General features: G+C 50.2%; 10 protein-coding genes. 9 read left to right on the top strand and 1 reads right to left on the bottom strand.

Translation table 11 applies throughout. The features are described from left to right. Positions 1 to 160 precede the first annotated feature (160 nt). A complete protein-coding gene (locus tag AAE484_RS17465; protein WP_445928835.1) occupies positions 161 to 778 on the bottom strand; it encodes a TetR/AcrR family transcriptional regulator in 618 nt (205 codons plus the stop codon). Positions 779 to 1,012: 234 nt separating this feature from the next. Between AAE484_RS17465 and AAE484_RS06900 the strand changes: the two genes are divergently transcribed. The 9 genes from AAE484_RS06900 (at position 1,013) to AAE484_RS06940 (ending at position 14,291) form a co-directional block, all read left to right on the top strand. Further along, on the top strand, positions 1,013 to 1,543 hold the full coding sequence (locus AAE484_RS06900) for a redoxin domain-containing protein (RefSeq protein WP_341937623.1): 531 nt from the start codon (positions 1,013 to 1,015) through the stop codon (positions 1,541 to 1,543). 117 nt (positions 1,544 to 1,660) lie between these two features. Continuing rightward, positions 1,661 to 4,033: an efflux RND transporter permease subunit gene (locus tag AAE484_RS06905; RefSeq protein WP_341937624.1), complete on the top strand. Its 2,373-nt coding sequence runs from the start codon at positions 1,661 to 1,663 to the stop codon at positions 4,031 to 4,033. Continuing rightward, the gene (locus tag AAE484_RS06910; protein ID WP_341937625.1) at positions 4,014 to 4,835 is read left to right on the top strand and encodes an outer membrane lipoprotein-sorting protein; all 822 of its coding nucleotides are present in this window, start codon (positions 4,014 to 4,016) and stop codon (positions 4,833 to 4,835) included. Before AAE484_RS06905 ends, AAE484_RS06910 begins: the two co-directional genes overlap by 20 nt. Positions 4,836 to 4,849: 14 nt before the next feature. After that, positions 4,850 to 6,082 (top strand): hypothetical protein, encoded by a 1,233-nt coding sequence (locus AAE484_RS06915; RefSeq protein WP_341937626.1) that lies wholly within the window; start codon positions 4,850 to 4,852, stop codon positions 6,080 to 6,082. Between the two features lie 50 nt (positions 6,083 to 6,132). Next, positions 6,133 to 7,815, top strand: coding sequence for an FAD-dependent monooxygenase (locus AAE484_RS06920; RefSeq protein WP_341937627.1), 1,683 nt, complete (start codon positions 6,133 to 6,135; stop codon positions 7,813 to 7,815). A 156-nt stretch (positions 7,816 to 7,971) separates the two neighbouring features. Then, positions 7,972 to 9,918 (top strand): NAD(P)-binding domain-containing protein, encoded by a 1,947-nt coding sequence (locus AAE484_RS06925; RefSeq protein WP_341937629.1) that lies wholly within the window; start codon positions 7,972 to 7,974, stop codon positions 9,916 to 9,918. Between the two features lie 23 nt (positions 9,919 to 9,941). Next, positions 9,942 to 11,609 carry an HAL/PAL/TAL family ammonia-lyase gene (locus AAE484_RS06930; RefSeq protein WP_341937630.1) on the top strand — a complete coding sequence of 556 codons (1,668 nt, stop codon included), beginning with the start codon at positions 9,942 to 9,944 and terminating at the stop codon, positions 11,607 to 11,609. Then, the gene (locus AAE484_RS06935) at positions 11,606 to 13,195 is read left to right on the top strand and encodes an NAD(P)-binding domain-containing protein (RefSeq protein ID WP_341937631.1); all 1,590 of its coding nucleotides are present in this window, start codon (positions 11,606 to 11,608) and stop codon (positions 13,193 to 13,195) included. Before AAE484_RS06930 ends, AAE484_RS06935 begins: the two co-directional genes overlap by 4 nt. Next, on the top strand, positions 13,185 to 14,291 hold the full coding sequence (locus AAE484_RS06940) for a sulfite exporter TauE/SafE family protein (RefSeq protein WP_341937632.1): 1,107 nt from the start codon (positions 13,185 to 13,187) through the stop codon (positions 14,289 to 14,291). Before AAE484_RS06935 ends, AAE484_RS06940 begins: the two co-directional genes overlap by 11 nt. Positions 14,292 to 14,314 lie beyond the last annotated feature (23 nt).

A 14,314-nucleotide genomic window follows, 5' to 3' on the forward strand; every position in this document is an offset into this window, starting at 1 on the left:
TTCCCAAACTATTGAACCCACTAAGAACGGCGCTAGCATCGTAGCCTTGGATCACTTCATGCGGGCTCGCACAGAGCATGCGCGCCATTGAGGGATGGTTGATACGGTTTGGGGTTGCGGCAGAGCCCAGGTAATCGCATCGTTCAAAAACTCAAGGCCCTTACCCTTTACACGGCGGAGCCAAGATCATCTGTACCCTGAACTCAATGTCGGCTCTCATGCTATCGGGATCTAACCCGGCGCGACACCGAAACACATAACCTTGCCGAAGGTCTAGCATCAGTCTCGCCCGCTCCAGGGAGGGAAGATCCTCGGGTAGCTCACCCCGGGCCTTTTCGAGTTCAAACCGTCTCGCAATTCGCGCGTCAGTATCCACAATGGCGTTTTGCAGTCGTTCTTGCGCACCCTCCACTTCCCCAGCGCTGGTTGAAACGCACGAGCTCAGAAAGCAGCCCCTCACTCCGCTGGCGTTTTCGGTGCTGTAGTCGATAACGGTCCTCAAGAAAGAACGCACGGCCTGAGTAATATCAGGTTCGGTTTCAAACACAACCAGTGGCGCACAAGCGTCGTTTGAGGCGTAGTAGTCAATTGCCTCGAGATAAAGCCTGTGCTTGTCCCCAAACGCGGCGTATAGGCTTGGACTATTAATTCCCATCGCAGAAGTCAGATCTTTAATCGATGCTCCCTCGTAGCCTTTCGCCCAAAACACATGCATTGACGCCAAAAGCGCTTCACTTCGGTTGAAAGAGAGCGGTCTACCAGCTCTTTTTTGTGTCATTCGTTACAAATCCTGTTAAATTTTCAACTGTGTAAATTTTATACTGTTTGTCACATAAAACCAAGTTTTTGCACTTTATAGCACGTTGTACACCCTTGTGGCGGTGCTTAAATACTATAAATAAGTCATTTCTGAAACGTTGATAATTTAATGAATGCGCTCCATTACTATTGACCTTTTCTTCTTTATCTAATTAAATATCGATCGTTACAAAATTAGACAGGAGGAAAGACAGTGAGTTCTACCAAACTGGCGGCAGGGAAGGCACTGCCGGATATTGCCGTTGCGAAACTGGGCGGTGGAGAAATCCACCTGCCGACGCCTGCTAACTCCTTCAAGTGTCGATTGATAGTGGTGTATCGGGGCAAACACTGCCCCATTTGCACAAGTTACCTGGCGAAATTGAATGAGTTTCTCCCTGAGTTCCGACAAATTGGAGTCGATGTCGTTGCCATTTCTGCCGATACGGCAGACAAAGCGAAGGTCCACATGGAAAAGGTAGGCCCTGATTTTGAGGTGGGGTCCGACTTGAGCGTCAATCAAATGAGGGAGTTGGGAGTGTACATTTCCAGCCCTATTTCGTCGTCTGAAACCGACCGGCCTTATGCAGAGCCCGCATTGTTCGTCGTTAACGCTCAGGGCGACCTGCAAATCATTGATATATCCAATGCTCCCTTTTCCCGTCCGGAACCAGCCTCAGTGTTGATGGGGCTGAAATTCATTCTCAATCCAGACAATAACTACCCCATTCGGGGCACTCATTAGAAATCCACCTAATCCTGGGAGTTCTAGGCTCGTCAGGATTCGCGCAATTTAGACTCTGGCAAATATGTCAGGAAATTGAACATCAATCGATACTTCTACATCTTAGGGAGAGGGTGAATGCACTCCAAAAACGATAGAAATGAATGGGCCGGGCGTTTCGCGGACTGGGTGATTCGCTGGCGCTGGCTGGTGCTGATAGCGTCAGTGGTTCTGACAATCATGGCCGCATCTGGCGGTCGATTCCTTCAAATGAACAACGACTACAAAGTCTTTTTCAGTGAAGACAATCCCCAGCTTCAGGAATTCGAGCAGGTTCAGCGAACGTACACCAAGGTCGATAACATTCTGTTCGCCGTGGTACCGGCTGAGGGTGACGCGTTTTCAGCAAATTCACTGGCGGCGGTCGAGGAGTTGACGACCCGATCCTGGCAGTTGCCGTATTCTTTACGGGTGGACTCGTTAACAAACTTCCAGCATACCTACGCGGAGGGTGACAACCTGGTCGTGCAGGACTTGGTGGAGGGGGCCGAAAACCTCAGGCAGGAGGATCTGGCCAGAGTTAAACAGGTTGCGCTGAATGAGCCGGCGCTGTCAGGAAAGTTGGTTAACGCTGAAGGGTCGATTGCTGGCGTCAACGTGACTTTCCAGCTTCCAGAGAAGTCCATGGACGCGGGGCCAGAGGCGGTAACCGCCGCTAGAGAAATGATAGCCGATATTGAAGAAAAATACGGTGTACAAGTGCGTGCGACCGGTACGGTCATGTTGTTCAACGCGTTTTTCGAATCGTCTATGAAGGACATGGGTACACTGGTGCCGATGATGTACCTTGTCATCCTGCTGATTACCTTCCTATTGCTTCGCTCAGTGACGGCCACCTTAGTAACGACAGCCGTAATCGTGTTCTCTACGCTAACCGCCATGGGAGCGGCGGGCCACCTTGGGATACAGCTGACTCCCCCCTCGTCAGCGGCGACGACGATCATTATGACCCTGGCGGTTGCTGATTCAATCCATATCCTGGTCACCATGTTCGGTGGAATGCGGCAAGGGCTCGGAAAGATTGAGGCGTTAAGGGAAAGTGTCCGGGTCAATTTTGGGCCGGTATTTCTGACGTCTTTGACCACGGCTGTTGGCTTTCTTTCTATGAATTTCAGCGACGCTCTTCCATTTCGAGATCTGGGAAATATAACCGCTATAGGTGTGATGGCGGCGTTCTTCTTCTCAGTGGGGCTTCTGCCTGCGTTGATGGCTTTCCTGCCAGTGAAAGCGCGTGATAAAAAAAGCGAAACAGCTGTCGATCGAGCTATCAACCGCTTGGGTGACTTTGTGGTACTTCGCCACCGGCCAGTGTTGGTGGCCGTACTGCTGGTGTCGGTCACACTGTTGGCCCTCATCCCGTTGAATACGCTGGATGACAATTTTGTCACCTATTTCGATGAATCCACGTCGTTTCGGCAAGATACTGACTTTATCAATGACAACTTATCGGGTATCTATCAGGTCCAGTATTCACTGGACTCAGGCACCAATAACGGTGTCAGTGACCCGGATTTCCTCGAAAAGATAGATGGCTTTTCAAGTTGGTTGAGACAACAGCCTGAAGTGCGTCATGTCAATACGATTAGCGACACGTTTCAGCGTTTGAATAAAAACCTGCACGCCGACGACCCCGCGTACTACCGCCTTCCCGAAAATCCAGAGCTGGCGGCGCAGTATCTACTGCTATATGAACTCTCTCTTCCATACGGCCTGGACCTGAACAATCAACTGAATGTCAGCAAATCTTCTACTCAGTTGGTCGTGACCCTAAAGGACATGCCTTCCGCACAACTGCGCGAGTTTGCAGAGAGGGGAACGCAGTGGCTTGAACAGAACGCGGAGATAGAAGCGCATGGTGTTGGCCCAGCAATCATGTTTGCCTACATCGCAGAGCGAAATATTAAAAACATGTTGCTGGGAACGTTCCTTGCGGTCATTGTCATCGCACTGCTGATTACAATCGCACTGAGAAGCGTTCGGTTGGGAGCGCTCAGCTTGATTCCCACGTTACTACCGGCAGGGCTTTCATTCGGTCTGTGGGGGCTTTTGGTGGGCGAAGTCAATGTCGCAGTGTCAATGGTGGCAGGTATGGCGCTAGGTATCGTAGTGGATGACACGGTTCACTTTCTTAGCAAATATCAGCGTGCGCGCAGGGAGAGAAGCCTCGATATTGAAGGAGCCATTCGGTACGCATTCTCTTCCGTAGGTGTTGCCATATTGGTGACTTCCATCATTCTTATTTCCGGTTTTACTGTACTTGCGCAATCGACGTTTGGAATGAACGCGAATATGGCCATTTTGACCGCGATTACCATCTTCTTCGCGCTGGTTGCCGTATTTTCATTGCTTCCTTCATTGTTGTTGCTCGACCATCGGCGTGAACAACAGGATACTGAAACCACTTTGATCAGCGATAGCGAGGACGAAGATTATGTACATAACCCTGCCTGAAAAACTTCAAGCGACTCTTTCGGCAGTACTGATTGTCGGCGCCCTTTGTAGTGGTGCCGCCCACGCGGAACCAGTTGACCCACAACCACAAGAAAGAGGTCTGGAGATCGCTGTTGAGGCTGATAAGCGTGATGCCGGCTTTGGCGATTCGAGAAACAGCATGGAGATGGTTCTTCGCAATCGGCATGGGGAGGAAACAGAACGAAGAATGCGTAGTAAAACGTTAGAACAAGAGAACGATGGTGATAAAACCCTAATCGTATTCGACAACCCTCGAGATGTAAAAGGTACCGCGTTTCTATCGTTTACTCACAAGTCGGGGCCGGATGATCAATGGCTATACCTTCCAGCACTTAAGCGAGTAAAACGTATTTCTTCAAGTAACAAATCCGGCCCTTTTATGGGAAGCGAGTTTGCATTTGAAGACCTTTCTTCCCAAGAGGTTGAGAAGTACACATACAAGTACTTGCGGGATGAGGTCTGGGAGGAGAGAGATCACTTCGTAATAGAGCGTGTGCCAGTCGACCCAAAATCCGGGTACTCCCGTCAGGAGGTATGGCTTGATAAGGACCACTACCGTGTTTGGAAAATCGACTTCTACGATCGGAAAGGCGACCTACTGAAAACGCTCTCAGCATCGGATTACAAACAATTCCTAGATGAGTACTGGAGGGCCCGACAGTTCGCAATGGTCAATCACCAGACGGGAAAAAGCACCGACCTATATTTTAACGATTGGCAGTTCGATAACGGGTTTTCCGATCAGGACTTCAACAAGAATAGCTTGCGACGGGCCAGGTAAGGACTCTGTATAACGTGTTAAAGGATATGTCTTCTTCCGCTAAGAGCTTTTTCATTGGGCCGACCTTCTCGATTCTGGTGATGCTGACCTGCCTCGCCGCTACGCCCACGTTGGCAAGTGATTTCACGGGGTTTTTGAGCCTGGAAACCAGGCTCTTCCCCGAGGAGGCGCTCCACCCCGATCAGTCCGATGCGTCTATCTCTGTTGCCTCGGACGTTGAGTACTTTCGGGACTGGGATGACTACCGTCAGCGCCTAGTCGTTTCTGGTTTTGCGCGGGCTGATAGTAGCGATGAGGAGCGAACCCACGCTGATATACGCCAGCTGTATTGGTGGCGTCAGTTCGATAGCGCAGAGCTATACCTGGGGGCTCGTCAGGTATTTTGGGGCGTCACGGAATCCGTGCATCTGGTCGATGTGATTAACCAGGATGATCTGGTGGAGAACATTGATGGCGAGGATAAACTCGGCCAGCCAATGATCAGCGCACTGACCCAGCGCAGCTGGGGGACGCTCGAGTTGTACGCTCTTTTGGGGTTTCGGGAGAGGACGTTTCCCGGAAGGGAGGGGCGGCTCAGAACGCCAGTCGTTGTCGATGGTGACAGCGCGCAATATCAAGCGGAGGAGGGCGATGACCACATTGACTTCGCAATGCGCTGGAGCAAAGTGCTGGGTGACTGGGACGTGGGTGCTTCTCATTTTTCCGGAACCTCCAGAGATCCAATACTGCTCCCGGTTGGCTCCGCTGGGGACGTTGTAGCTTTAACGCCATATTATCCGCTCGTAGAGCAGACGGGGATTGACTTGCAAATGACCAAAGGGGCATGGCTCTGGAAGTTGGAAGCCATCAGCTTGAAGGAAAAGGAAGCGCAACGAAATACTGCAGCGGTAGGAGGCTTTGAATACAGTTTGTTCGGGGTCGGTGGTTCATCCTCGGACCTTGGCGTCTTACTTGAGTACCAGTTTGACGATCGCAGGGGGATTCGTGAAACAGCCAATCAAAACGATTTGGCTCTGGGGGCGCGGTGGATGCTGAATGACTTCAAAAGTACAGAATTGCTGGCCTTGGTCAGTGTAGACCTTGATAGCGGGTCGCGTTTTTTCTCTTTTGAAGGAAGTCGTAGGCTGAATGACAGCTGGTCTCTTGAAGCAGAGGTAAGGGTGTTCAGCAATGTTAGCAGAGAGGACCCAATTTACGCCTTTAGAGCAGATGACTATATTCAGTTGGATCTTCGTCGATACTTTTGATGTTTACTCAGTCTTGCACACGTCTATATTTTTGATTTGGAGAAACGCGAATGAAGGACTCAAGAAGGGATGAGATACTGATAGTGGGGTGCGGCCCGACTGGGCTGGTTCTGGCAATTGAGCTGGCGCGTCGAGGAGTTAGGTTTCGCCTGATTGATAAGCGTGACGGGCCAACTATGATGCCTCGAGCCTTCACGCTACACGCGCGAACAATGGAGATGCTTGAACATATGGGGCTTGTTCACCATTTTCTCAAGGGCGGCATTAAAAGCAGGGGGTTCAGATTTAATTTCAAAGGGAAAGATGTTCGCCCATCGCTTGACTTTTCGAAAATGGATTCAACCTACCCCTACGTCCTTATCTACGACCAAGGGTGGACCGACAAGCACCTCAGAGAGCACTTGGAGTCGACATACGATATTCGTCCTCAATGGTCAACCGAAATCGTTGGCCTAGAGCGGGGTAAAGATAAGTGCAGGGCGGTTTTGTCTTACGGGAAGACAGGATCCAGGGAAGTTGTAGAGCCAACCTGGATTGTTGGGTGTGATGGCGTTCATAGCTTTGTAAGGAAGTCGGTGGGGTTGAACGACAGTGGCAGTAAGTACGATGGAATGATCATGGAAATGATGGATACAAAGCTCGAAGGCTTCAATGGTGAGGACGAGCTTGTACATTACTATATTTCAAAAGAAAACTTTGTGCTTATCACCAAGCTGCCGGATGGCTACCACCGGATTGGCGTGAGTGGGGTGAGCGTCAATCGGGCCGATGATCAAAGGATTACCCAAAGGGAGCGCTTTCAGAACCTTTTGGATGAACATCTTGAGGGAATCACTCTGGCCACGCCCAAACTCGAAAGGCGATGGGAAGTGCGACGACGTATTGCCGAAAAATATCGCATTGGCAACGTATTTCTGGCAGGCGACGCCGCCCATGTCCACTCTCCTTCAGGGGGCCAGGGCATGAATGTCAGTATGCAGGATGCTTACAATCTTGGTTGGAAACTGGCGTTTGTGGCACTGAATCAAGCTGCCCCCAGCTTGCTGGACACGTATGCGTCAGAGCGCTCTCCAGTGGGAAAGCAGGTCCTTGAAGGTACTGACGCGATGCACGACATCATCATGGCGCATGGCCAGGGTATGGAGGACCGCCTGACGCTTACCCAAGCAAAGGGGTGGCACGAAAGCACGGTGATGCGTATCTCGGGGTTAAGCCACAACTACTGCGATGCAATGTCACTGCCGCCTGAACTTCGACTATCCAACGGCATTTTACCCGGGACGAGAGCTCCAAATGTACAAGTTGAGGGGGGTAGGTGGCTGTTCGATCTTCTGCGTCATCCACGAATGTCTTTTCTGATCGTGCAGGATGGCGATAGTGAACCGGGCCAAACCTCTGCAGTTGCCAACTCGCTATCAGAGAAATTTGGAAGAAATGCAAGCGTCTACACAGTACAGGGTGGCGAGCGCTTCAAGTCCAGCTATGGTAGCTATGATAAGCCCCATGTCTATGTGGTCAGGCCTGACGGGTATGTCTATTGCCACTGCCTCCTTGAGGATGTTGCCCTACTTAATAACCATATGAATGAATGGTTCCTTCCGAATGAGAGGGTAGGCGGTAGTGCGCCGAAAATAGATCAAAAAAAGTCAGAAAAGGAATGGTGGCCTAAAATATCCCGATGGATTTGGCAAGGAATGACTGCGCAGTCACTTCGTAGAGATACCTATCGGTAACTTTTTTTACTACTAAAACTGACAGCTCCGATGTTGCGCATTCGCGCTTTCAGGGGATCGTTTTGCGCGCGATATCCAGTTTCAGAAAAATTCTAAACGCACTTTATAAGCGGTGATAATTGACTTATCAAATATTTTGGGAAAGGACGTACATATATGAATACGGCTGGTTTTGAAGAACAATCATTATCTGCGGTTGATCATGGGGAGTTGGCGTTTGAGGATAAGCCTTTTAAGGGTGACCCTTTTGGGATAAAGGCGGCAGCTATGGCAGCCGGTAAGGAACGCCATTGGACACACAGCATGACTGCGAAGTTTGTAAGCGCGATGCTCACAGTAGTGGGGCTTTTACCTTTTGTGTTGCTGGCTATTCTTCCAGTCCTGGTGGTCAGTGGAAATTCGACGTCGCTGATCAATCTTCTTGCATCAGTGTTTTTCGTTTGGGTGATTGCATTTCTCGCGTACCAGCTTCGATTGATCTCCAAGAAGCCTCACCTGATGCGGCCTGTTGAGGATCGAAAGCCAAAATCCGGAACCGTGGTGGTGATCGGTGCTGGACCGGTCGGCCTGGCTGTCGTCAAAGAGTGTCGGGAGCTCGGGATAGAGGTAACCTGCTTTGAGAGTAAGCCTGGGGTAGGCGGTGTTTATCGTTACGACGAAAACAAGCCCAGCGGTGTTTGGAAGAGTGCCCGCTTGACCTCTTCGCCTTGGGTGACTGCCTTTTCGGATTTCCCACCTTCAAACCCCTCTTCTATTCATCATAACCACGAGCAGTATGTCGACTACCTGGAAGACTATTCCGATCATTTTGATTTGAGTTCAAGCATTCGGTTTGGTTGCCAGGTAGAAAGGGTGGAACCTCTCGGTTGTGGCTGGCGAGTCTCAGTCCGTGATTTGAGCACGGACAGTGTAGAAATCATGGACTGTGACAATGTGTCCATATGCACCGGTACGCATCAAACGCCCAAGCCCATTTCTCTTCCCGGACTTGAAGGCTTTAAGGGCGACGTTAGGCATGTTTCCCAATACAAAGGTCCGGAGGATTTTAAAGACAAAAAAGTTGTTATTGCCGGGTTGGGTGAGTCCGGGGCGGACATTGCTTACGAGCTCAGTAAGTTTTCAGAAAAGGTAACGGTCAGTGTGAAACGGGGTAAGTTTGTTATTCCCCGCATAAACCCGTTGACCGGAAAAGCTAACGATTATGACACCAATAGAATACGTAATGCCGCTCCCATTTTCCTTAAAAACGGCTTTATGTCTATGAGGCGCCGCCTTTGTCAGTATATGGGCAACCATACACCGAGCTCAGCAGTAAGAGCCAAGCTTCTACAGATTTCGAATACGGGGCCAAATACACAAACCGCAACCAAAAGCGATGATTTTATCATGGCGATCCTGGAAGGGAAGCTCGATATTGAGCGTGATATTGTAAGGTTTGAAGAGAACGGAGTAGTTTTTTCTGATGGTCGTAGAGAGTCCGCGGACATCGTATTGTTTGCGCATGGCTACATTCCCGCATTTCCATTTTTGGAGTTGCCCGGCGGAAAAGCCGCGAAACACCCGAGCGAAATGTACCTGAATATGTTTGACCCTGATGTAGGTAGTCGTTTGGCCTTCTGTGGCTTCGCGCGGCCTGCCTTGGGTGCCATCCCACCTGTTGGTGAGCTTCAGGCCAGGCTCTTTTCCCAAGTGGTCTCCGGAAGGCTTATGCTCCCGGCGATAGAAGAATGGAAGCAACACATTGAATGTGAGCGAAGACAGAACCGTGAAAGGTTTCCAGGTTTGCCGGAGAAAAATGTGGTGGTCAGCTGGATCCCCTACATGGATAAGCTCGCCACGCTAATTGGCTGTAGGCCCGATCCATGGAAGCTATTAGCGTCTCCCGTTCTGTTGTGGCGCGTGCTCACAGGCGCTGTCAATGGTGCTCACTATCGTTTGCACGGAGTAGGATCCAAACCCGTCGCCAAAGACACGGTATGTTACCTGAAAGGAGAGCATGACTTAAGGGAGGTTCTAACCATGCTGGGCTTACACTTTTGGGTTTGGCCGCTAGGCCTCGTTCAGGGGAACAGGCGCTTTCAGTCTGATATCTCCAACATTTAATAAAGGAAGTGAGAATCAACGTTATGGATATGAAGATAAAAGAAGATGTTGTTATCGGAGAGCCATTAACCCTAGACAGTGTAAGGGCTGTCGCTGTCGAGCACCGAAAAGTCCGACTCACTGATGATCCGGAAGTTCTGAAACGTATATCGGAATCCCATCGTTTTATTCAAGAGGCTGCCGAAAGAGGTGAATCGATATATGGCGTTACCTCAAGTGTCGGCGCCATGGCGGATTTGTCGATACCCAAGGACCAGCTGGCTGCCTTTCAGAACAAAATATTTCTGGATAAAAAGGTCGGAACAGGAAAAAGACTGTCAAACGCCGATGTTCGCGCTGGCATGCTTTTAAGGGCTACGTCATTGACGCACGGTGTTTCAGGCGTAAGAAGAAAGTTGATAGAGAGAATCATACTTTTTCTGAATGAAGATGTATGTCCGACAATGTTCAGTTTGGGGTCAATTGGGGCCAGTGGCGACCTGGTGCCCTTGTCCTATCTCGCGGGCCTGCTCCGGGGGCTACCTAACTATAAGGCTTCATTCAAGGGAGAGCTGGTCAGCTGCAAAGAGGCGCTTGAGCGGCTGAATGTTGAGCCTATCGACTTTATGCCCAAGGAGACGTTGGCGATCGTCAACGGTACCTCTGTCCACACAGGGGTTGCGGCGAACTGCCTCAGTCGGGCTAAGACACTGCTGACCCTTACCATAGGGAATAACGCACTCTTCTATCAGGGTTTGGAGGCAAGTCGTGAGTCGATGAACGCCTTCGTTCACATGTACAAGCCTCATGAGGGGCAGGTTTTCTCGGCCAGACACATGGCTTCTCTTCTTGAGGGCTCCCAGTTGTGTCGGACCGAACGGGACGGAGAACATGTTCACGAGAAAGGAAAGCTAATACAGGATCGCTATTCACTTCGCTGCTACCCGCAGTATTTCGGGCCTATTGTGGAGGAAATGGAGACCGGTGAGCGCCAGATCTCTATCGAAGCAAACTCCGTAACAGACAATCCGCTGATAGATGCGGACTCAGGAACCACATACCATTGTGGAAACTTTCTGGGTCAGTATCCCAGTGTGGCTATGGATAGGCTGAGATATAACCTGGGTGTCGTTGCGAAGTATATGGACGTCCAGATTTCGCTATTGGTAACGCCTGCATTCAGTAACGGACTCCCTCCGGGACTGAAAGGCAATATGGCAATTACCAATATGGGGTTGAATGGCCTGCAAATATGCGGCAACTCCATAATGCCGATGATCGGGTTCTATGGGCAGTCACTCGCTGACAAATTTCCCTCTCACGCAGAAATGTTTAACCAGAATATAAATAGCTTGAGCATGGGGTCGGCCGCACTGGCAAAGGAGAGCCTATATCTGATGGAGCGTTATGTGGCGATATGTCTGATATTCGGCCTGCAGGCGGTAGATCTCAGGAGTCACCAAAAGTTCTCTACCTACGATCCCCGTAAATATCTTTCGGAGTCCACGCGGTCATTCTATGAGGCCGCGATGAACCTGATGAAGGTCCCATTCTCGTCGGATAAACCCTTCATTTGGAACGACGAAGATCAAGGCTTGGACGAGTATATTGACTTCATTGTGGACGATATACGCGGAGCTAACTGCTTATCTCAAACACTGCTATCCTTTTCAATGAAGGATGAGAAACTCTTTGAAAGGAACATTGTATGAAGCGAAAAGTAGCAGTTATAGGCGCAGGGCTATCCGGAATAGCAGCAGTTAAGGAGCTGAAGGAGGAAGGCCACGAGGTGACGTGCTTCGAGAAGAACAGCAGTTCTGGTGGCGTTTTCTCTCCGGACGGATTTTCTTATGACTCATTGAATCTCACTGTTACCAACTATTTTATGGCCTTCTCAGACTATGTTCCAACGGAGGAGCGAATTAAGTTCTGGACGGCAAAAAACTATCGGGACTATCTTAACCGATATATTACTAAAAATTATCTTTTTCCATGCATTAACCTGAATACAATGGTGTTATCCGTTGAACGGGAAGGGAAGCAATGGGTCGTCAAAACTAAGAAAAGGGGTGAAGGCGTTGAAACACATACATTCGATGCGGTAGCCGTCTGCTCCGGGATGTTTCAGGAGCCAAAGATCCCTGAGGTTAATGGGCTCGATAGTTTTGAGGGCAGTGTCCTTCACTCAAAAGACTATGTCATCAAAGAAGCATTTGAAGGAAAGAGAGTGTTGTGCGTTGGGCTCGGGGAGAGTTCTTCCGACATAACGTCCGAGATTTCAACGGTCAGTGAGAAATGCATTCTTTCCTTGCGCCGATACCCGGCAGTGGCTCCTCGTGTTATTCCTTTTCAAAAGGACCCGTTCTTTACCATCGACACTTCCGTTTTCACCTCCCGGATTATTCACCACCTTCCTCACAAGGCACACAGGGATCTAGTAGACAAGTTTTTAAGTAAGTCGTTGGTGAGTAGAAATCCCGCCATGGTTAGGCGCACGGAGTGGACTAAAGCGTCAGGGTCTCCGGTCCACCAAGTGATTACAAAGAATGAGCGGTTGTTCACCCACATCGTCGATGGCGAGGTAGAAGCGAACTTCAGTGGTATAGAACGGATCACAAAAGACTCCGTAATCTTCAAGGATGGCATTAGTGAGAAGATTGATTCGATAATGTTCTGTACAGGGTTCAAGACCACGTTCCCGTTTATGGACGTAAAGATCACAAATACCAGAGATCTTTATAAACAGATGTTTCACCGGGATTTTGATAAGACTCTGGCCTTCATCGGGTTTGCAAGGCCTCATCAGGGCGGGATTCCCTCTCTTTCTGAGATGCAAAGCCGATACTTCGCATTGCTGTGCAGTGATAAACGCGAGATTCCCAGTCAGTCCGAACGGGATCGCCAGGCGAAGAAGGATCGCATGTCTTGGGAGAAAGAGTACCATCTTACGCCCCACGTTTCCTCCCTTGTGAACTATAACACCTACATTGACTCTTTGGCTGATCTGGTGGGTTGTAAACCGGAGATCCCGTCCTTTTTCAAAGATCGGAAAATGTATCTTAAGATGTGGTTTGGTACGCAATTTTCTGCTCAGTACAGGCTCAATGGCCCACACGCAAAGCCGGAAGCCGCAAAAATGTTCCTCGAATCTTTTCCAATCGCTTACCCCAAAAAACGTATGTACGGGTTGCTTCTTAAGAAGGTTATGTATGACCTGAAAAGGCGTCTTCTAAAGGCACGATCTGTGAACTCTGAAAACGCTACAATGCAAGGGCAGGTGGCCAACTATGATGTCTGATACGCTTAAACCCGCACCCAAAGATATAGGGTCGATTTTCGGCAGAAGACCGATTTGGTTGTGGTTTTTATCGATGTTTTTGTTCTATGCGGTTTGGCTCCTGTTGGTTCAGCAGCATGGCCAATGGGAAGCGGTAAAATCCCATTGGCCTATTGCCACGGCAATGGCTGTCGGTAGCTACGCTGCAGGCTCCACCCCGATGGGCGGCGGTACGGTGGGCTTTCCGGTTTTGGTTTTGCTATTCGATCTTCCTGCTAGTTTAGGTCGGGATTTTAGCTTTGCGGTGCAATCTATCGGCATGGTGAGTGCCAGTATCTTTATCCTGGTCCGTCGACAGCCCTTGGCTGGGTCGATGCTCAAGGGTGCCATGTTGGGGGCCTTGCTGGGCACGCCGCTAGGCATACTGGTATTGGCGCCCCTTATTCCGGACTTGTGGATAAAAATGATATTCGCCGTGATCTGGGGAAGCTTCGGAATTCTCCATCTTTATCGCGTCCGGGAAATTGCCAGTCACTCCGGCATGACCGAGTTTGACGAAAAGTGGGATCAGAAAGTCGGCTTTATTGTCGGTATTGGCGCCTGTGCACTGGCGGTGGGCGTGACGGGGGTGGGCGTTGATATGGTGATCTATGCTGTTTTGGTGCTGCTTTGTCGGGCGGATCTTAAAATCGCCATCCCCACTTCAGTCGTCATTATGGCGTTTACCTCCGTACTGGGCGTTCTGGTAAAAACCCTCAGCAACTCCTGGCAGCCTGGTGTGTACGAGAACTGGCTAGCTGCAGCGCCGGTTGTCGCGTTGGGTGCTCCTCTCGGCGTTTTTATCGTCGGTTTGATTGGCCGAGCGCCAACCTTGCTGGTGGTCGCTGCATTATGCGTGGGGCAGTTTGTCTGGACGTGCTTTAGCGAGCGCCATGTCCTGGGCGGCAGCGGAATAGTGCTTGCCGGTGCGGCAGTAGCGGTCTGCCTATGGGGGTTTGAAAAGCTACGTGCTCGCGGTATCATTTTGGTAGAGAGGGCGCAGTCAGACCGAGCGAAGATTGACGTAATACCGGAAGTAGAAAGGCCTACGGGAATGTTGACGCCAAACACGCAGTGAAGGAACCGATTTCGACAGCCATG

Source organism: Marinimicrobium sp. C2-29 (genome assembly GCF_038419845.1).
Classification (GTDB): Bacteria; Pseudomonadota; Gammaproteobacteria; order Pseudomonadales; family Cellvibrionaceae; genus Marinimicrobium.

Coding starts and splice junctions, on each gene's coding strand:
- AAE484_RS06905 (WP_341937624.1), top strand. CDS start 1,661: ATGCACTCCAAAAACGATAGAAATGAATGGGCCGGGCGTTTCGCGGAC.
- AAE484_RS06910 (WP_341937625.1), top strand. CDS start 4,014: ATGTACATAACCCTGCCTGAAAAACTTCAAGCGACTCTTTCGGCAGTA.
- AAE484_RS06920 (WP_341937627.1), top strand. CDS start 6,133: ATGAAGGACTCAAGAAGGGATGAGATACTGATAGTGGGGTGCGGCCCG.
- AAE484_RS06930 (WP_341937630.1), top strand. CDS start 9,942: ATGGATATGAAGATAAAAGAAGATGTTGTTATCGGAGAGCCATTAACC.
- AAE484_RS06935 (WP_341937631.1), top strand. CDS start 11,606: ATGAAGCGAAAAGTAGCAGTTATAGGCGCAGGGCTATCCGGAATAGCA.
- AAE484_RS06925 (WP_341937629.1), top strand. CDS start 7,972: ATGAATACGGCTGGTTTTGAAGAACAATCATTATCTGCGGTTGATCAT.
- AAE484_RS17465 (WP_445928835.1), bottom strand. CDS start 778: ATGACACAAAAAAGAGCTGGTAGACCGCTCTCTTTCAACCGAAGTGAA.
- AAE484_RS06940 (WP_341937632.1), top strand. CDS start 13,185: ATGATGTCTGATACGCTTAAACCCGCACCCAAAGATATAGGGTCGATT.